The organism is Rhizobium sp. 007 (assembly GCF_015353075.1).
Taxonomy (GTDB): Bacteria; Pseudomonadota; Alphaproteobacteria; order Rhizobiales; family Rhizobiaceae; genus Rhizobium.
In genome coordinates, this window is record NZ_CP064188.1 from 637588 (window position 1) to 655647 (window position 18060).

General features: G+C 60.7%; 17 protein-coding genes and 2 pseudogenes. 11 read left to right on the forward strand and 8 right to left on the reverse strand.

Annotated features, from left to right (window positions below; translation table 11 throughout):
• Positions 1 to 69: 69 nt before the first annotated feature.
• The 5 genes from ISN39_RS24130 to ISN39_RS24150 all read right to left on the reverse strand — a co-directional run bounded on the left by ISN39_RS24130 (position 70) and on the right by ISN39_RS24150 (position 4992).
• On the reverse strand, positions 70 to 1248 hold the full coding sequence (locus tag ISN39_RS24130; protein ID WP_194730753.1) for a M20 aminoacylase family protein: 1179 nt from the start codon (positions 1246 to 1248) through the stop codon (positions 70 to 72).
• A gap of 86 nt (positions 1249 to 1334) precedes the next feature.
• The gene (locus ISN39_RS24135; RefSeq protein WP_194730754.1) at positions 1335 to 2114 is read right to left on the reverse strand and encodes an amino acid ABC transporter ATP-binding protein; all 780 of its coding nucleotides are present in this window, start codon (positions 2112 to 2114) and stop codon (positions 1335 to 1337) included.
• On the reverse strand, positions 2111 to 3079 hold the full coding sequence (locus ISN39_RS24140; protein WP_194730755.1) for an amino acid ABC transporter permease: 969 nt from the start codon (positions 3077 to 3079) through the stop codon (positions 2111 to 2113). The genes ISN39_RS24135 and ISN39_RS24140 overlap by 4 nt, the downstream gene beginning before the upstream one ends.
• Positions 3076 to 3966 carry an ABC transporter substrate-binding protein gene (locus ISN39_RS24145; protein WP_194730756.1) on the reverse strand — a complete coding sequence of 297 codons (891 nt, stop codon included), beginning with the start codon at positions 3964 to 3966 and terminating at the stop codon, positions 3076 to 3078. The genes ISN39_RS24140 and ISN39_RS24145 overlap by 4 nt, the downstream gene beginning before the upstream one ends.
• Before the next feature lie 36 nt (positions 3967 to 4002).
• Entirely contained in the window at positions 4003 to 4992 is a 990-nt protein-coding gene (locus tag ISN39_RS24150; protein WP_194730757.1) for a nitrate ABC transporter substrate-binding protein, read from the reverse strand.
• A gap of 104 nt (positions 4993 to 5096) precedes the next feature.
• On the opposite strand from ISN39_RS24150, the gene ISN39_RS24155 reads away from it, so the two are divergent.
• Positions 5097 to 6425, forward strand: a complete 1329-nt coding sequence (locus ISN39_RS24155) for a PLP-dependent aminotransferase family protein (protein WP_194730758.1) — start codon at positions 5097 to 5099, stop codon at positions 6423 to 6425.
• Positions 6426 to 6932: 507 nt separating this feature from the next.
• On the opposite strand, the gene ISN39_RS24160 is transcribed toward ISN39_RS24155, so the two are convergent.
• Together ISN39_RS24160 and ISN39_RS24165 are read right to left on the reverse strand one after the other, a co-directional pair.
• Positions 6933 to 7148: a hypothetical protein gene (locus ISN39_RS24160; RefSeq protein WP_074072383.1), complete on the reverse strand. Its 216-nt coding sequence runs from the start codon at positions 7146 to 7148 to the stop codon at positions 6933 to 6935.
• 102 nt (positions 7149 to 7250) lie between these two features.
• Entirely contained in the window at positions 7251 to 8198 is a 948-nt protein-coding gene (locus ISN39_RS24165; RefSeq protein ID WP_194730759.1) for an AraC family transcriptional regulator, read from the reverse strand.
• A 178-nt stretch (positions 8199 to 8376) separates the two neighbouring features.
• Here ISN39_RS24165 and ISN39_RS24170 point away from each other — a divergent pair, with 178 nt between their 5' ends.
• From ISN39_RS24170 to ISN39_RS24180, 3 genes are all read left to right on the forward strand, one after another.
• Positions 8377 to 9717 (forward strand): tetratricopeptide repeat protein, encoded by a 1341-nt coding sequence (locus tag ISN39_RS24170; RefSeq protein ID WP_194730760.1) that lies wholly within the window; start codon positions 8377 to 8379, stop codon positions 9715 to 9717.
• Positions 9718 to 9806: 89 nt separating this feature from the next.
• The gene (locus tag ISN39_RS24175; protein ID WP_194730761.1) at positions 9807 to 10223 is read left to right on the forward strand and encodes a DsrE family protein; all 417 of its coding nucleotides are present in this window, start codon (positions 9807 to 9809) and stop codon (positions 10221 to 10223) included.
• 222 nt (positions 10224 to 10445) lie between these two features.
• Positions 10446 to 11474, forward strand: coding sequence for an ionic transporter y4hA (locus ISN39_RS24180; RefSeq protein WP_246763498.1), 1029 nt, complete (start codon positions 10446 to 10448; stop codon positions 11472 to 11474).
• A gap of 186 nt (positions 11475 to 11660) precedes the next feature.
• On the opposite strand, the gene ISN39_RS24185 is transcribed toward ISN39_RS24180, so the two are convergent.
• The gene (locus tag ISN39_RS24185) at positions 11661 to 12407 is read right to left on the reverse strand and encodes a class I SAM-dependent methyltransferase (RefSeq protein ID WP_246763413.1); all 747 of its coding nucleotides are present in this window, start codon (positions 12405 to 12407) and stop codon (positions 11661 to 11663) included.
• 398 nt (positions 12408 to 12805) lie between these two features.
• Here ISN39_RS24185 and ISN39_RS37980 point away from each other — a divergent pair.
• From ISN39_RS37980 to ISN39_RS24210, 7 genes and pseudogenes are all read left to right on the forward strand, one after another.
• A pseudogene (locus ISN39_RS37980) lies at positions 12806 to 13438 on the forward strand (aldose epimerase family protein); the annotation flags it as partial.
• A 97-nt stretch (positions 13439 to 13535) separates the two neighbouring features.
• The gene (locus ISN39_RS37985; protein ID WP_348651984.1) at positions 13536 to 13907 is read left to right on the forward strand and encodes a hypothetical protein; all 372 of its coding nucleotides are present in this window, start codon (positions 13536 to 13538) and stop codon (positions 13905 to 13907) included.
• A 49-nt stretch (positions 13908 to 13956) separates the two neighbouring features.
• A pseudogene (locus ISN39_RS36705) lies at positions 13957 to 14350 on the forward strand (hypothetical protein); the annotation flags it as partial.
• 237 nt (positions 14351 to 14587) lie between these two features.
• The gene (locus ISN39_RS24195) at positions 14588 to 15463 is read left to right on the forward strand and encodes a LysR family transcriptional regulator (protein WP_194730764.1); all 876 of its coding nucleotides are present in this window, start codon (positions 14588 to 14590) and stop codon (positions 15461 to 15463) included.
• A 113-nt stretch (positions 15464 to 15576) separates the two neighbouring features.
• Complete coding sequence (msrB, locus tag ISN39_RS24200) at positions 15577 to 16020, forward strand: peptide-methionine (R)-S-oxide reductase MsrB (RefSeq protein WP_194730765.1); 444 nt, start codon at positions 15577 to 15579, stop codon at positions 16018 to 16020.
• On the forward strand, positions 16021 to 16527 hold the full coding sequence (gene msrA, locus ISN39_RS24205) for a peptide-methionine (S)-S-oxide reductase MsrA (protein ID WP_194730766.1): 507 nt from the start codon (positions 16021 to 16023) through the stop codon (positions 16525 to 16527).
• A gap of 253 nt (positions 16528 to 16780) precedes the next feature.
• Positions 16781 to 18007 (forward strand): bifunctional alpha/beta hydrolase/OsmC family protein, encoded by a 1227-nt coding sequence (locus ISN39_RS24210; RefSeq protein ID WP_194730767.1) that lies wholly within the window; start codon positions 16781 to 16783, stop codon positions 18005 to 18007.
• Positions 18008 to 18060 lie beyond the last annotated feature (53 nt).

The following is an 18060-nucleotide window of genomic DNA, read 5'->3' on the forward strand; positions in this document are numbered from 1 at the left end:
AAAGACTGAATACAATCTTTATTGCCAAGGTTAACGGCGCGCGCATGCTTGCGAGTGCGTCACGGAATTCTAGCCCAAGAATTTCTCTGTCAGCCGCGCCCACATGGCGGCACCAACCGTGAGGTTTTCGTCTGCAAAGTTGAATTTCGAGCTGTGCAGGATCTCCGACTTCAAACCGTTGCCAAGGCGCAGGAAGCAGCCCGGCTTATGCTCGAGAAAATGGGAAAAATCCTCGCTTCCCGGGATCAGCGGGCACGTTAAGACCTGGTCCGGGCCGACCAGTTCCTCCGCAATGCCTCGGGCAAATTCGGTTTCCTTCTCGGAGTTTATGACGACCGGGTGGCCGCGCAGATAGTCGACCTCGGCCCTGGCGCCATAGCCTTCCGCGACGCTCGCCGTCAGTCTACGGATCCTCCCTTCCAGAATGTCCCTGATCGCCGGTTCGAAGGACCGGACACTCAGCAAAAGCGTAGCGATGTCCGGAATGACATTCGAGGCCTCACCGGCATGGATGGAGCCGACGGTAACGACTGCCGTCTGCGTCGGATCGATGCTGCGCGAAACGACCGACTGCAGAGAGACGACGAGATTGCACGCAATGACGACGGGGTCCACCGTCAGATGCGGCCTGGAGGCGTGGCCGCCCTTTCCCTTGATGGTGATTTTTACCGTGTCGGCAGCGGCCATCAATGGACCGGAACGCAAAAGCCAGGTGCCTTCCGGCGCGCCGGGGTGATTGTGCAGCCCGAAAATCGCATCGCACGGAAAGCGTTCGAACAATCCGTCGGCGATCATCGCTTCAGCACCGCTTGCGGTGCCGGCTTCCTCGGCGGGCTGAAAGATCAGGTTGACCGTTCCGTCAAAACGGCGGGTGCGCGCCAGATATTCCGCAGCCCCAAGCAGCATCGTCGTGTGGCCGTCGTGACCGCATGCATGCATCTTGCCGGCTGCCCGGCTCGCATAAGGCAGGTACGTTTCTTCCTGGATCGGAAGGGCATCCATGTCGGCGCGGATCGCAATACTGCGCGGGCTGCTGCCCACCTTGAGACGAGCGACGACACCGTGGCCGCCGACATTGCGGAAAACCTCGTAGCCCCAGGATTCCAGTTTTTCGGCGACGAAGCGTGCCGTCTCGACCTCTTCGAACGACAGTTCCGGATTGGCGTGAAGATGCCGGCGGGTCGCCACAAGCTCTTCCTTGAGCGGCTCGAAGTCGGAGATGCGGGCAAAAGCGTTGTCGCGTGTCATCAGTCAGTTCCGATAGCTAGAATGAACGGGATGGTCGCGCCGCGGTTGGCGGCACGGGCAGAATGCGGAGCGTACAGATTGCCCGGCTAGATGAAGCGCGGGAGAAAGCTTCTCGTGCGTTGATGCTGCGGATTGCCGAGGACATCTTCGGGCTTGCCGTGTTCGACGACTTTGCCGCCATCCATGAAGATGACCCGGTCGGCCGCTTCGCGCGCAAAACCAATCTCGTGAGTGACGACGATCATGGTCAATCCCTGGCTTGCCAGGTCCCGCATGGTGGAAAGGACCTCACCGACGAGTTCGGGATCGAGTGCGGAGGTCGGCTCGTCGAACAGCATCAGCTTCGGCTTGATCGCCAGAGCCCGTGCGATCGCCACGCGCTGCTGCTGGCCGCCGGAAAGCTGGCGCGGATAACTGCCGGCTTTTTCCGAGAGGCCGACGCGCTCCAGAAGCATCAGCGCATTTTCCGTTGCGGCCTTGCGGCTTTCGCCATGGATGCCAACCGGCGCCTCGATGATGTTTTCGAGCGCGGTCATGTGCGGATAGAGGTTGAACTGCTGGAAGACCATGCCGATCTTGCGCCGCTGTGCGGCGATTGCATTGTTGGAGAGCTTCTCAAGCCGGCCCTTTCGCAATCGATAACCGATCTGCTCTCCATCGACCATGATCGAGCCCTGATTGATGGACTCCAGATGGTTGATGCAGCGCAGGAAGGTCGATTTGCCCGAGCCGGAAGGCCCGAGGATAACCACGACCTCGCCAGGGGCGACGTCAAGATCGATCCCTTTCAAGACTTCAAGCTGGTCGAAGGATTTGTGAACATTGCGTGCACGGACGAGCGGTTCGACAGTTGCAAGGGCATTCAATGGCTCGCCTCCTGTGCGATGACGGGTGAGGGGGTATCGGGTACGATCGGCGTGCCCGCCTGTCCGGCAGGCTTCGCCGCGCTGCCGGAGCGTCTGTCGCCTCTGCTGTAGTAGCGCTCGATATAGCCCTGGCCGATGTTGAGGATCGAGGTGATCAGCAGGTACCAGACCACGGCGACGAGCAGCATCGGAATGATCTCGAACGTGCGGTTATAGATCGACTGGACCGAATAAAGCAGGTCCGCCATGGCGATCACGCTGACGAGAGAGGTCGCCTTGATCATGCTGATGAGCTGGTTGCCGGTTGGCGGAACGATGGAGCGCATCGCCTGCGGGATGATGATCCTGCGCAGTGCGCGTGCCCGCGTCATGCCAAAGGCTTCCGCCGTTTCCGCCTGGCCCCTGTCGACCGAGAGAAGGCCGCCGCGGATGATCTCGGCCATGTAGGCCGCCTCGTTGAGCGCCAGGCCGACGATTGCCGCCGTCATCGGCGTGATGACGGAATTGGTGTCCCAACTGGCCAATGTCGGTCCGAAAGGCACGGTGATCGAAATCGACGGAAAGAGCGTCGACAGGTTGTACCAGAAAATAAGCTGCACCAGGAGCGGCGTGCCGCGGAAGAACCAGATGAAGAGGCCGGCAAGGGAATGGGCGAGCCGGTCCGTCGACAACCGCGCGATCGCAAGCAGCAGGCCGAGCGCTATGCCGATCAGCATGGCAACAACGGTCAGTCCGAGGGACACGTAGAGACCGCTGATGACCGTCGGGTCAAAGAAATATTGTGCGACGACCGGCCAGCCGAAATTCTCGTTGTTTGCAACGATCCAGCCAAAATCGGCCGCAATGCCCAGTGTCAGCGTCCAAAGGACCAGGCGATCGATGGGAAACGGCTTGTGCGCGTTGACGACGTCACGGGGATCCGCACCGCCCGAAGGCGATGCGCTTTTGTCGTTGTTGGAGCTCATTTTGGCAATGTCCCGCCGAGATTGATGCCCGGCTCTTTGATCATGTTGTTCTCGAGACCCCATTTCTTCATGATTGCCGCATAGGTGCCGTTGTCCATCAGAACTTTCATGCCGTCGTGCAGCACGGGTCCAAGCGGCGATCCCTTCGGCACGACTGCGCCCTGATAGAGATTTTCAAAGCCGTTTTTCTGGCCGACGCCGGTCAGCTCGAGCTGGCCATTGGACTGCGACACGAAATAGGTGAGGGGAGCCTGGGAGGAGAAGAATGCATCCGAGCGCTTGGACCTGACGGCAAGGATCGAGCTCGGCTGGTCGGTGAAGGATTGAACCTCGATTGCCTCCTTGCCGTCGGTCTTGCACTTTTCGGCCTGGACCTTGATGACCTTCTCCGCTGATCCGCCGGCCATGACGGCAATGCGCTGTCCGCAGGCAGTCTCCAGCGAGGTTATCCCGTTCGGATTGCCCTTGTGCACGGCAAAGACGACGAATTCCTGCACCCAGTCGACGAAATCGTTGGCCTCTTCGCGGCTCTTGAAGTCGCCGACAGGGCCGAAGGCGAATTGATAGCGGCCGGAATTGACGCCGGCGAGAAGTGCCGGCAGGCCACCGACGGTTGCGTGCTCGATCGTAACGCCGAGCACCTGGCCGAGCGCGTCCGTGAGGTCGGCGCTCGCTCCTTCCATCTTCGTTCCGGTGACAATCTCGTAGGGCGGAAAGGAGCCGTTGTTGACCGAGATCATCTTGCCGGCGGTCTTGATCTCCTCGGGAAGCTTTGCCCGCAGTTCCTCGTTGACGGTGAGCTTCGGAAGCGTTGCATCCTCGGCCATGGCCATTCCAGTGAGCAGGGCGCTCGCAAGAGCGAAGGAGGTGATGGATTTCAATGGCATTTCTTATTCCCCTTTTTGGTTTGTATGGATGAAGGTTCAGGATTCGGCTGCGGCAAGCTGCGGGCGATCTGAAGACGTCTGTAGCGGAAAAAGCTCTGCCGGCGTGAGCGCTCGCGGCAGGATGCCCTGCGCGTGCAGTTCGCGCGCGAAATCGGCAATCATCGCACGGTTGGCATCAAGGCCGCTTTCGTCCCAGTCCGGTGGCAGATCTGCCGAGACCCTCAAGAGCTCATCGAGCATCCACGGCGTGGTGTCGGCATATTTGCGGCGCTTCGTCGTCCAGACGCGCTTGGATTCATCGATCAAGGTGCTGAGTTCTTCGAGGAGCCATGGATGTTCCGCCGCCACCGTCGCCTTGACGCCGATGAGATGCATGCCCGGCACGTAGCCGACGTCGTCGAAATATTGGCGTTCGGCACCGCGAAAATCTGCAAGCACCTGGCGGAACGGCGAATCTTTATCGAAAAAGCCCTCGGGCATGAAGGGTGTGAAAACCGCATCCAGCCCGCCCTCTTTCAGGAGTTCGACCATCGGCCGCTCGCCGGGCGCTGCCTCGATGCGTCCCGGGCGGCCAAAGCCGTCGAGACGATCGGTGACAGGGTGGGCTTCCGTCAACCGGCCGGCAAACCACATCGCATCCTCGACGCCGACACCTTCGCGGCGCAAAGCTGCGCGCGTCCAGGTGTTTCCGGAATCGCGCCATCCGGTCACACCGATCCGCTTTCCGGCAAGCTGACGCAGTTGCGTGATCGGGCTCTCCTTCGTCGTGATGATGCAGCGATGGCGAAAGCCTCGCATGATGAAGTTCGGGATGCCGATCACAGTCTCGTCGCCGTCGGCGCGAAGCTGGGCGTAGCGGCTGAAGGACATTTCCGCTGCGTCGTGACCGTCGTCCTTTCCAATATGGGAGATGAGCGTGCCAACCCTTTCCACCTTCACGTCGAGGCGGGGTGACGAGACCTCTCCCAACACCAGCGGGGTCATGTAGTCCCAGTCGCGCAGGGCCAGCCGTATCGTTACAGTCATGCATTTCGCTCGCAAAGAATGGTCATTTCTGCTTGTAAATAAATGTTCAATTTGCCTCGATCAAATGTTATTACGTTATTGAACATTTAATCTTGGTGCAAAATATGAACGAAACACGAAATGCCGATTGGTTTGCCGAAAAGTTAAGCGACAAGTCCATTCGCGGAATTGCGTTGGAAACCAGCGCCTTGATCAGGGCAGGCGCGCTTCCCGTCGGAACCAAGCTGCCTGCGATCCGCGACCTTGCCTTCGCGCTTGGCGTCAGCCCCGCGACGATCTCTGAGGCCTGGAGCGAGCTGCGCCGCCAGAAGATCATCAGCGGGCGCGGCCGCAACGGCACCTGGATCAGCGGCGACCGGTTCGTTGCCAAGCCCGAGAGGCTTGCAAGTTCCGGCAACTACGGCGAGGGCGTACTCGACCTCACGGCGGCGGTCCCGGATGTAAGCCTGCTGCCGCCCCTGGCAGACGCCCTGACGTACGGCGCCTCGGCGGAAAATCTCAATAGCTACGAACGCAGCCGTATCCTGCCGGAGCTCGAAGCGGCCGTGCGGCGCGACTGGCCCTACGAGCCGGAGGCCTTTCTTGCAACAAACGGCGGATACAACGCCGTCTATACGCTGTTGCATGCGTTAGTGATGCCGGGCGCTTCGGTCGCAATCGAAAATCCGACGGCCATGCGCCTTCTCGATATCCTCGAGGATCTGGGCGTGCGCATCCTGCCCGTTCAGTGCGATAAGGACGGCCCCCTGCCGTCGTCGCTCGAAGCGGCCATGAAATATCGCCCCGTTGCATTTCTGTTTCAGCCGCGGCTTCACTCGGTGACCGGCCAAAGCGTCAGCAAGGCCCGCCTGGAAGCTCTGGGAAACGTTCTGGCGGGGAGCGACACGCTGATCATCGAAGACGATGGCGTGGCCGACATTTCCGGCGCACCCAAGCACTCCTTGGGAGGGCACTATCCGGACCGCGTCATACACATCCTGTCTTATTCGAAGACGCTGGGTCCGGACCTGCGTCTTGCCGTGCTGTCGAGTTCCCGGGCGATCGTGGAGCAGATTCAATCCTATCGGAGCTTCAGCGCCGGCTGGACCAGCCGGATTCTGCAAGCGGCGGCAGCGTGGCTGCTCCGCGATCCTAGAACCGACGAAATCCTTACCCGCGCGCGCAAAATCTATCAGCAGCGCCACGATGAGCTGACGAATGCGCTGCGCGAGCGCGGCGTAGAGGTGGATGGTGGAACAGGCCTCTGCGCCTGGGTTCCGGTCTCGTCGGAGCCTTTTGCGATGGTCACCTTGGCGGCGCGAGGGATCGCAGTTCACCCCGGCGCAAAGTTCTCGATCCTGCCCAGCAATCAAATCAGGGTGGCAACGGGCAATCTTTCGGATCGTAGCAGCGAGGTCGCCGACGGCATCGCGCTGGCCTGCACGACCGGCTGATCCTGGAATTGAATAAGTGTCCGAGATCGGAGACTCCAACCATTCGTGCACGAGGTGCTGCCACGCCGAGACTTATGCCGGCACTGGCTCCGATGACGACAATTCTTCTTACCCAAAAGCGCCGACCTTGCCGGCGTAAGCCGCTTCCAGGTCGGCGACGATTATCTTGGACATCTTGTTCAAACACGCGCTCAAATCCTCGTCCCAGTACTTCGTGGTCTATCCGCCCCGCGCGATTTCTTCAGCGAAAGGTTAAAGCATTTCGTGATTGGCTCTTTGTCGAAATGGGCCGTTCTGGACATGCGGCGCGCTCCCACCAGACGTGATTTTCTGGAAATGCCCTGCCAGCCCGGAGTGATCCGGTCTTCCCGGGCCTAGCAGGTGTCACCAATCAGGCTGCGAGATGCTGGTCGAAGAACACCTTCAGCTTATCGAACGGGAGGTTGTTGAGAGCAATGCCTCCAAGCCACTACCGTCGGACCAAGCGGCCAACGCTTGCTTGACACGTCATCGCTGAAGCCGGTTCCTTCGCTCCATCAGAAGCTCGTGCTCAACCAGTCGCTTACCTGCGGCACTGAGACTTGTTCCGCCGACCGTTCTTTCAATAACGCCAAGCTCGACGAACCTCTGATCAATTTCGTCCGCCAACGCAGCGTTCTCATGCCGGTAGAGCTGCAAAAGGCTGCTCCATTCCTCGTAAGTGAAGTCTCGCCGAGCGCTCATGATTGGTGCCTTTCTGTCGAACGGATGGACGATAGCATGATTTTGTTGTTTGAAGGCACCACACGACCGTTTTGCGCGATCCAGCCTCTTTTCTTCAAGGGGTTAGCCACGCCAAGCTGCGGGAGGAACGCCATATTCCCGTCGGAATGCCCGATTGAACGAGGCCTCGGACTCGTAGCCCACCGCATAGGCAATGCGCGCGACGGCATCGGATGTTTCCTTAAGCAGTACAGAGGCCTGTACCAGCCTCTGCTGGGCAAGGTAGCGCATGGGCGGTTCGCCGATGATGCGGGTGAAGCGCTCTGCAAATGCAGAGCGGGACAGGCCGATCTCCCGGGCAAGATCTTCTGTGGTCCAGTGTCGGGTCATCTGACCATGCAGGAGGCCCAATGCATGTCCGATGATGGGATCGTGTATTCCCGCTGCCCAGGCGTTGCGGCCGGGAGGCTGCGAGGCAAAGTACCGGCGCACTGCCTCCATGAACAGAAGTTCGGCAAGTTTGGCGAGGATCGCTGTTGAATTGACATGACCCGCGGCAAGTTCCTGCGCGGCGAACCGGAAGGAGCTTTCTATCCAGTTTCCGGATGCGCCATCGGCGACGTTGAGCTTGAGGACACTCGGTAGCATTGCAGTGACAGTGTTGTGCGGCATGTCATTGCCCAGGAATCCGCAGTAGATGTGCGTCCGCTCTCCCCCACCTCCGTGAACGATGCGCGCCAGCCCGCCATCCGGGCTCGGCTGGATCAGGCGTTCGGCAGAGATGGGGCGGATCGTCAGGGAACTGCCGATCACATGGTCATCATTGCGCGGCAGGACGACGATCTCGCCGCCCTCGACCGGGATCGGTTTCTGCCCGCTGACCTTGAGCAGTAGGTGCCCGGCGGTCACGTAATGATAGGCAATGATCTGGCGAGGCTCGGGTGTGAACGGGGCACAATCCTCAGGCCCCACCTTCGCTGTTACGCACCATGGCGCGGTAAAATCGGCATCGAGAAAGATGCCGCCCGTGAGCCGCATGGTGCGGAACATGTCCAGGATAAAATCCATCACTCACACCCGATGCAGATTCGGCGGATCGGCAAAGCGGACCGGCGCCTCGCTCATATAACCTGCCTTTCGGCGAGGCTAATGTAACACCCGGGCCACAAAGTCGAAAGCAACGCCGCTGGCCAGGACCATCTGCCGGAACAGACATCTTGCGGTGTGCCACAACGAGGAGAGATCCAACATGACTACGGATAAGCAGGGCAATTCGCTCTCAGGCGCAACCGTTGAGGCCGCGGAATTCTTTGACGAGGCTGTCGAGGCGTTTAACATCTATCGCGGCGATCCCGTCGCATTGCTGGACAATGCCATCAAGGCCGCCCCCGACTTCGCAATGGCACATATTCTGAAGGCTCACCTGTTTGGCCTGGCGACGGAGCCGGACGCCACCAGTGAGGCGAAGGCCATCCTCTGCAAGGCCAAGACGCTCCGCCTCTCCGACCGGGAGGTCTCCCACGTCGCCGCGCTGGACTTGGTGACCGAGGGGCACTGGACCGCCGCCGCGACCGCGCTCGACCGCCACAACGCACGCTATCCGCACGACCTTGTGGCGCTCCAGTCCGGCCATCTTATGGATTTCTTCCGCGCGAGCGCGCGGGGTCTGCGCGACCGTATCGCACGAGTCTTGCCGAAATGGTCGCCCGACATGCCGGGCTGCTCGATCCTGCTCGGCATGCATGCCTTCGGGCTTGAGGAGGCGGGTGACTACGCCCGGGCCGAGGAGATGGGCCGGCGCGCCGTGGACCTGCAACCGCTCGACTGCTGGGCCCACCATGCGGTCGCCCACGTGATGGAGATGCAGGGGCGCGCCGAGGACGGCATCGGCTGGATGATCGCGCGCGAACCGCACTGGTCCGGCGATGACAATTTCTTCAAGGTTCACAATTGGTGGCACCGCTCGCTCTATCACCTGGATCTCGGGCAGGTCGACGAGGTGTTCGCGCTCTACGATGGGCCGATCCGGGAGAGCCGCAGCACCCTGGCGATCGACATGGTCGATGCCTCGGCGCTCCTCTGGCGCCTGCATCTCTCAGGCCATGACGTGGGCGAGCGCTGGCGGGAACTGGCGACCACCTGGGAAAACCATGCCGACGGCCGCACTTATCCATTCAACGATTGGCACGCCGTGATGGCCTATCTCGGAACAGGCCGGGAAAGCGACGTTGAGCGCATCGTGCGGGCTTATCGGGAGAACCGCGCGGACGGGTCTGACGCCGCCGAATGGGGGCGGCGCACGGCCGTGCCTCTGATCGAAGGCTTCGTGGCGTTCTGGCGCGGGGATTACCAGGCCGCGGCCGACCACCTCTATGGCGCCCGCTACATCGCCAACAGCTTCGGCGGCAGCCACGCGCAACGTGACATCATCGACTGGACGTTGACCGAGGCGGCCATCCGCGGCGGGCTCACCGGTCTGGCGGAAGCCCTTGCCAATGAGCGCCTAGCACTGAAGCCCCACAGCCCAGTCAATCGGACTTTCCTGGCCCGAGCCGGAGTAAGCGCAACGCCGGGTCTGAAGGCCGCCTGACCTTTGACCCACGTCCGGCTGCGTCCTGCATTCGGCGGTGGGACGCGTCATGGGCGAGACAAGGGCCCGCAACCATTGGAGATTTCACCATGAAGCACCTCGCAATCATCGTGCGCGACGACGCCTACGACAAAATCCTCACGCCGCTGACCTTTGCCTACACTCAGGCCCGCAACGGCGTGAAGGTTGACATGCTCTTTCTGCTCTGGGCGGTGAAGGCGCTGACCAGCAAGGGAGCGGCCTCCCTCTCGGTGGACGACAGACACAGGGATGAGACAGAATGGTTGCGCGCCCGAATGGCCGCGGACGGCGAGCCGACCGAGATCGAGGATTTCCTGAAACTTCTCGCCGGGACCGGCAACGTGCATCTCTACGGCTGCCGCTATGCGGCACAAACGTTCGAGGTGCATGATTCAGACCTTATCGCGGAGGCGGACGGCATCGTTGACCCAGGCTGGTTCCTGACTGAGAAGGCAATAAAGGCGGACCACTGTCAATACTTCTAAATGAGTGAAGAGAGCCTTTCGGCTCGGCGCACACCGCACTGCATCGAACGTCTATAGAACCATATGTCTCGCTCCGGAGCCAGACTCTGGCGTTCGGAGTGCGACGTGAGGTTGCCTACGGAGTCCTTCCATGCGTATGCTGTATCGGCGGAACAATGGGTCCTCACCGTCTTGGCAGCAGAACAAACACCGTGGTGGGCATGGGTGTCGCCTGCAGTGGCATTGGCGATCCTGTTGGCGACGCCATTTACGGGCCTCGGGGGCTTTGTTGCTGCGGCTGCTGGAGTAGCATTGATCGCCACCGTCTTTGCCGCCGTGTTCCACGCCGAGGTCGTCGCACACCGGGTCGGCGAGCCGCTTGGCACTCTGGTGCTGGCCATCGCCGTCACGGTGATCGAGGTGGCCCTGATCGTCTCGGTGATGATCGGAGCTCCGGCGGAAAAAGCGGGGCTGGCACGAGACACCGTGTTCGCCGCGGTCATGATCGTGATGAACGGCATCGTCGGCCTGTGCCTGCTTTCGGGGGGCATGCGCCACCATGAACAGGGATTTCAGCTCCAGGGGGCGAGTGCCGCCTTGGCCGTTCTGGCCGCGCTCACCGTCCTGACGCTGGTGGTACCAAACGTCGTCGCGACCGCAGCCGGGCCGATGTTCAGCACACCGCAACTTGTCTTCGCCGGTACAGTTTCGTTGGTCCTCTATGGCTCGTTCATCTTCATCCAGACCGCGCGGCACCGCGACTACTTCCTGCCGCTCGAGGCTGATAGCGAGGATGCGCATGCTCCGTTGCCGTCAAACAGGACGGCAGCCACCAGCGCAGCCTTGCTGCTTGTCGCGCTCGTGGTGGTAGTGGGGCTCGCGAAAGCGCTCACGCCGTCGGTGGAGGCAGGAATAAACTGGCTCGGCATGCCAAAAGCCGTAGTCGGGATCGTCATCGCGGGCGTGGTGTTGCTTCCGGAGTGTCTGGCGGCGCTTCGAGCAGCGCAGGCCAACCGGTTGCAGACCAGCCTGAACCTGGCGCTGGGATCAGCACTTGCGACAATTGGCTTGACCATCCCGGTGGTTGCGCTGGTTTCGATCATGCTTGATCAGCCCCTTGCGCTTGGCCTGGAGGAGAAGGACCAGACTCTGCTGGTGCTTACGCTTATCATCAGTGTGATCACATTGGGTACGGGCCGGACCACGGTGCTTCAGGGCATCGTGCACCTGGTCGTCTTTGCAGTGTTCTTGTTCTTTGCCGTCGCGCCTTAGCCCCCCGAACGCGACGTATACATCGCGCCCATGGGCTTTTCAGCGACATCCTTTCACTGCTGTCTTTCAAAATGATGCTTCAGGCGCGCGATCCGCTCAGCCATCCACCCGCCCACGTCCGTCACCTCAATCCAGGCGTCGAAACCCGTTCGCGCAGATATGTAGCCGCCCGTTGTGCGGAATACTTCAAGCAGTACCTCGGACCGCCCAAGCAAAGCTCGGAAAGCCACGAGGGCCGTCGGGGCCGTCGGCAAGATAGGCAGCTCTCACCGCGTCGCGAAGTCGAGTACGCCTTGCTTCCGGCAATGCGTCGAAGAAAGCTGCAAAGGCGCCTTGCCCGTAGACCGTTGGATACCAAAAGTCGTCGAAGCTGGTGTAGTCCATTACGATCGTGAGCTTCGTGTCGGCAAGTCCTGTGAAACCGGCGGCCTCAAACACCGAGCGTAACTCACCTTCCTCTGTCAGCGGCCTCCTGGCCGTGGGCACTCCGTTCCCGGCCGCTTCTGGCTCAATTGCAAGAACGACATCCCAAAACAATCGCCAACTCGGCATGCCGCCCCAGGCCCAAACTGCAGCTGCGGCGGCAGCACGCGGCCGCAACACGCGCCGCATCTCCTGCACTGCTCGATGCGCATCGGACACAAAGTGAAGGACCAAAAGCGAATAGACACCATCGAACGTCTCGTTTTCGTAAGGCAACGCACAAACATCACCTTGTCGTGCCTCTATCCTGATATCGGTCGCGCGCCATTCCAGGGCTGCCACAAAACTCTCCTCGAAGTCCAGGGCCTCGATGGCCTCCAGCTCAGGGTGCGCTGCCAAGGCCAGGGCTGGACTGCCGGTACCACATCCCGCGTCAAGGACGCGCCCTCGTGATGGCACGCCTGCGAATTCGAGGAATGGTGTTGCGAGCCGCCGGCTCCAGCGGCCCATGCTGGCCTCATAGGCCTCTGCGCCGTTGGCGACGAAATTAGAGGGCATGTGATCCTCAACAATCTGTCAGAGATGCGCTTCTGTCCGCCCACTAGGATAGCCTATGAGGCGGGGGCAATCTAATACTGACGGCGTGCTTCAATAGTCCGCCGTTTGGCGCGAAGGAGACGTTTCAGTCGCTGCCGCCCCGAATTTCGCGACGTGCGGCGGCTTCCGGTCGCCCGCACAGCATGTATTCGCTTACGCTAATAGTCGGATGAGTTTACAATTGGTTCTTCAGGCGGCTCGCCCGAGGTCGGCCGCGAAGAGGCCTATTAGGGGAGGAAACCATGATGTGGGTCGATCACAACATATCGCGTACTTGGCACGGATCAGTACTCGGCGCGGCCTTGTTTGGCATGGGCGTGCTGCTGACGGGAACGAGCGCCGGAGCCGGCTCTGTGGACAAGACCCCATTCGGAAACACGCAGGACGGCAAAGCCGTCGATCTCTACACGCTGACCAACGACAGGGGCGCGTCCGTCAAGTTCATCGCTTACGGCGGCATCGTAACGGCGATCAACGTGCCCGACCGCTGGGGCAAGCTCGGTAACATCGTGCTCGGATTCAAGGAACTCGCCGACTACGAGTCCAAGAATCCCTATTTCGGCGCCTTGATCGGGCGCTATGGCAATCGCATCGGCGCCGCGAAGTTCACGCTCGACGGCACGCAGTACCAGCTCGCCGCCAATAACGGGCCGAACAGCCTGCATGGCGGCATGAAAGGCTTCGACAAGGTCGTCTGGGCGGTCGAGCCGTTGACCAGCGAGAGCGGCACCGCGGCACGGCTCAGCTATACGAGCAAAGATGGCGAGGAAGGCTATCCCGGCACGCTTGCGGTCGAGGTCGTCTATACTCTCACCGACGACAACGAGCTGCGCATCGATTACGAGGCGACAACGGATAAACCAACCGTGGTTAATCTCACGAGTCACTCCTACTTCAATCTCGCCGGCGACGGTGTGGGCGGGATCGGCGATCACATCCTCACGATCAACGCCGATCGCTACACGCCGGTCGATGCGACCTTGATCCCGACCGGGGAGCTCGCTTCTTGTGACCGGCACGCCGTTCGACTTCCGCCAAGGGATGCCGATCGGCGCACGCATCCGCGCAAACGACCCACAGATGGTCTATGGCCGCGGATACGATCACAACTTCGTGCTGAACAAGTCAGAAAGCGGGCTTTCGCTTGCCGCGCGAGTCTACGAGCCTCGTTCGGGCCGGATCATGGAGATATCGACCACCGAGCCCGGCATCCAGTTCTACAGCGGCAACTTCCTCGATTCGACGCTCGTCGGCGCGGCCGGTCAGCAATACCGCCAGACTGACGGCTTCTGCCTCGAGACGCAGCACTTCCCGGATTCGCCGAACAAGCCGTCCTTTCCGACGACGGTGCTGAAACCGCAGGAGACGCTAAAGTCGACTACGGTGCACAAATTCACCACCGATGAATCCTAGAGCTACCGGTGCGTGCATTCCTGGTTACTGTACCGATCGGACGGAGCCCATCGCGGATCAGGTGCGCACGGGCCAAGCGGCGACCATCGGCGAAGGAAATGCCGTCTGGTCGTTCGTCCACATCGATGACGCGATCGCCTCGCTTACGGCCGAGCCGGGGCTACAATGTCGTCGATCACGATCCCCTGTCCGTGGCCGACCGAATGCCTGCCGCCCTCGCCCGGTGGGTCTGTGCGGCGGAGCCTCCGCACGTGAGCGTCGAGGGCGCGCTGAAATCGGCGGGCGAGGAAGCGGTCTACTACCACACCCGCCTGACTGCAACCTCCAACAGCCGTGCGAAGGCGCAACTCGGCTTCGCGCCGCGGCCGCTCCAAGGGTGCTTGATGCATTTCCGCCCATGGAGGTCGACGAATTCGGACTGCGCTTTGCGCCGTTGCACCTAAGCGCGGGCCGACTATGACCATCGCAATGGCTTTCTTGGTCCGATAGAAGAGAGCTCTGATCGCACTGCCCCCGCGGAAAATAATCGCCTGCACCGGGTACCTCATCGGGGGCAGGCGCTCTCCAGGAGTGGCACAAACCATTGCTGATCTGTATTCACTCCTAGGCAAGCTCGAAACCCGCGCATCTCGCTTCCACCTTGATGGCAATCCCCGTCAAACCCACGCAAGAAGTGATCCATGGACATCAATCAGGTCAGGTACTTTCTCAATTTGGCGGAAACCTTGAATTTCACCGAAGCCGCACGTCGAAGTGGTGTCTCGCAGCCAAGTCTCACTCGAGCAATCCAGCGTCTAGAGGAGGAATTGGGCAGTCCACTGATCTATCGCGATGGCAAGGACAGCCGCCTTACCGCGCTTGGCCGCGACGTCCAGGCCGAGTTCATGCGGATTGAACTCGCGCTTCGAAACGTGCTCGAGCATTCCGAGAGCACGGTGCTCGGCCGACGCCGTATTCTCGACATCGCTGTTGCCCCAACCATTGGCCCCGCTGCCTTTGCCGCATTCTTCGACGACGCGCTTGGAAAGCTTCCTTCTATAAAGATCAACATGCATCAGCTGTTGGCTGGAGAAAGTGCGGACGAAGTGCTCTCGGGCAAGTACCACGCCTGCATCCTGCCGCGGGCGCCGCGTCCCAACCCCAAGCTCAACGTCGTGCCGCTGTTTTCCGAGCGATTCCTCCTTGCCTGCGCGCAGAGCCATCCGCTGGCGGGCAAAGATGTCGTCAGTACCGAGGCAATTGCCGCCTATCCTTACGTCGACCGGCTGGCCTGCGAGTTCCACACCGAGATCACCGAGCACCTGATGGACCATGATGCGGTCATGCAACCGCGCTTCAGTGCCGAGCGCGAGGACTGGGTCCAGCAAATGGTAGCCGAAGGCCGCGCGATCTGCATCATGCCCGAGCGGTCCGTCGTCGTGCAGGGCATAGCGACACGCCCGGTTGAAGGGATATCATTGGAACGCGAACTGGTATTCGTGACGGTCTCCGGTTCCGGTACGCCGCTCGAGATCCGCAAGATCGCGCAGATGGCAGCTCGGCACAACTGGGCGTAAGCGGGCAGAACTGTCCTGATCGTACGGCTATTGAATCTATACACAGCTGATATTGGGAATCCCCGTGGGCCTTCGCCATATTCAGGCAACAAATCCGAGAACGGAGATAGGCAATGACCTACGCAAAGACCGACGAAGCGGTTAGCAAACTCACGTCCGAGCAATATCGGGTGACCCAGCAAAACGGCACCGAACGCCCCTTTACAGGGGATTATCATGACAACAAGAGGTCGGGGATCTATGTCGACATCGTTTCCGGCGAGCCGCTGTTTGCCTCGGCCGACAAGTTCGATTCCGGCTGCGGCTGGCCGAGCTTCACCAAGCCGATCGTGTCGGCAAACGTCAAGGAACTGCGGGATGGCTCCCACGGCATGACCCGTACCGAGGTGCGCTCCGCGCATGGCGACAGCCACCTCGGACACGTTTTTCCCGACGGTCCTCAAGACCAGGGCGGCCTACGTTACTGCATCAATTCCGCAGCCCTGCGCTTCATTCCGCGCGACGAAATGGACGCCGAGGGCTACGGTGCGTATCTCAACCAGGTGGAGGATATCTAAATGACCGAGAAAGCTGTTCTGGCTGGTGGTTGCTTCTGGGGAATGCAGGACTTGATCCGCAAGCTGCCCGGGGTCATTCAGACCCGCGTCGGCTACACCGGCGGCGATGTGCCGAACGCGACCTACCGAAATCACGGTACCCACGCCGAAGGCATCGAGATCATCTTCGATCCCGAGACGATCAGCTACAGGCGGATTCTGGAGTTTTTCTTCCAGATCCATGATCCGACGACAAGAAACCGGCAGGGCAACGATGTCGGCGCCTCCTACCGGTCGGCGATCTATTACGTTGACGACGAGCAGAAGAAAATAGCCGAGGACACCATCGCAGACGTCGACGCTTCGGGTCTTTGGCCCGGCAAGGCGGTGACCGAGGTCGAGCCGGCGGGAGATTTCTGGCAGGCGGAGCCCGAGCATCAGGATTACCTGGAGCACTATCCAAACGGCTACACCTGCCACTTCCCGCGCGCCAACTGGGTGCTGCCACGGCGGTCGGCGGCCGAGTAACCGGCCGCCTTTCTCCTGCCAGGCAGATTGGCGGAGCCCCTTCGAACCAATCCTGAAAAGTGCGGCGGATACGCCGGGCCATAACAGGAGCACGTCGTGCAGTTTGGACGCCGCCACCAAGGAGCGCCGGCAGTGCCGGGGCTCCGCTGTCACAAACATCCAGGCAAAGATTGGGCTCTGACCGAACATCTAGGTAGTCGGTCTCCGTCGCTGATGTAGAATGCTTATTTCCTCACAGCGACGGAGCATTCCCATGGCCTTCAACACGCAACGGCTTCAATTTGCCGGCCATTCCGGCGCAACCCTGGCTGCCCGCCTCGACATGCCGAACGGGCCTTTACGCGCCTACGCACTTTTTGCCCATTGCTTCACCTGCTCCAAGGATTTGGCCGCAGCTCGCCGCATTGCAGCAGAGCTTGCGCGCGAAGGTATCGCTGTCATGCGTTTTGATTTCACGGGTTTGGGATCGAGCGAAGGCGAGTTTGCTTCGACAAATTTCTCCTCCAATGTTGCCGACCTGCTTTCGGCGGCCGACTATCTTCGTCAGCACTATCGGGCACCGTCAGTGCTGATCGGCCACTCGCTCGGCGGCGCAGCGGTGCTGGCCGTCGCCAGGAACATACCTGAAGTGCGCGCCGTTGCCACGATCGGTGCGCCAGCCGATGTCGGCCACGTGTTGAAGAATTTCGGGACGAGCCTCGAGGAAATCGAAAAAAGTGGTGCGGCCGAAGTCGATCTCGCCGGGCGTACGTTCCTTCTCAGAAAGCAATTTGTCGAGGACGCGCGTGCACACCGTATCAAGGATGCGGTTGCGAGCCTAAAAAAGCCGCTCCTCATCCTTCACGCGCCGCTGGATGAGACGGTCGGAATAGAAAACGCCAACGAAATCTTCCTCGCGGCCAGACATCCCAAGAGCTTCATCTCGCTGGACAAGGCCGATCACCTGCTCACTGACATCGAGGACGCAGCCTTCGCCGGACGGGTCATATCGGGATGGCTGACCCGTTATCTCGCCGCCGACACGCCGCAGGGCACGGGGGTGATCGAACATGTCCGCGTGACGGAAACGGGCGAAGGCAAGTTCCAGAATTCGGTTCAGGCGGGCAGCCATCGGCTTTTCGCAGATGAACCCGGAAACCTGGGCGGGCTCGATACCGGGCCATCGCCCTATGATTTCCTGTCGATCGCACTTGGCGCCTGCACCTCGATGACGCTGCGTATCTATGCCGATCACAAGAAGCTGACGCTGGGGCGTATCGGCGTTGACGTCTCGCATGCCAAAATTCATGTCAAGGACTGCGAGGACTGCACCGAAGCGGAACGCCGCGGTAGCGGCAGGATTGATCGTTTCGAGCGCGTCATTTCCATCGATGGCGAGGTCTCCGGGGAGCTTCGCAGCAAGATTGCTGAAATTGCCGACAAATGCCCGGTCCATCGCACGCTCGAAGCTATGGCGAAGATAAAAACGATCGTGAAATAAGAAAGGTCGACAAGCACTTCGCGGGCGCGCTGGGTCTGACGCCCGCACGCGCG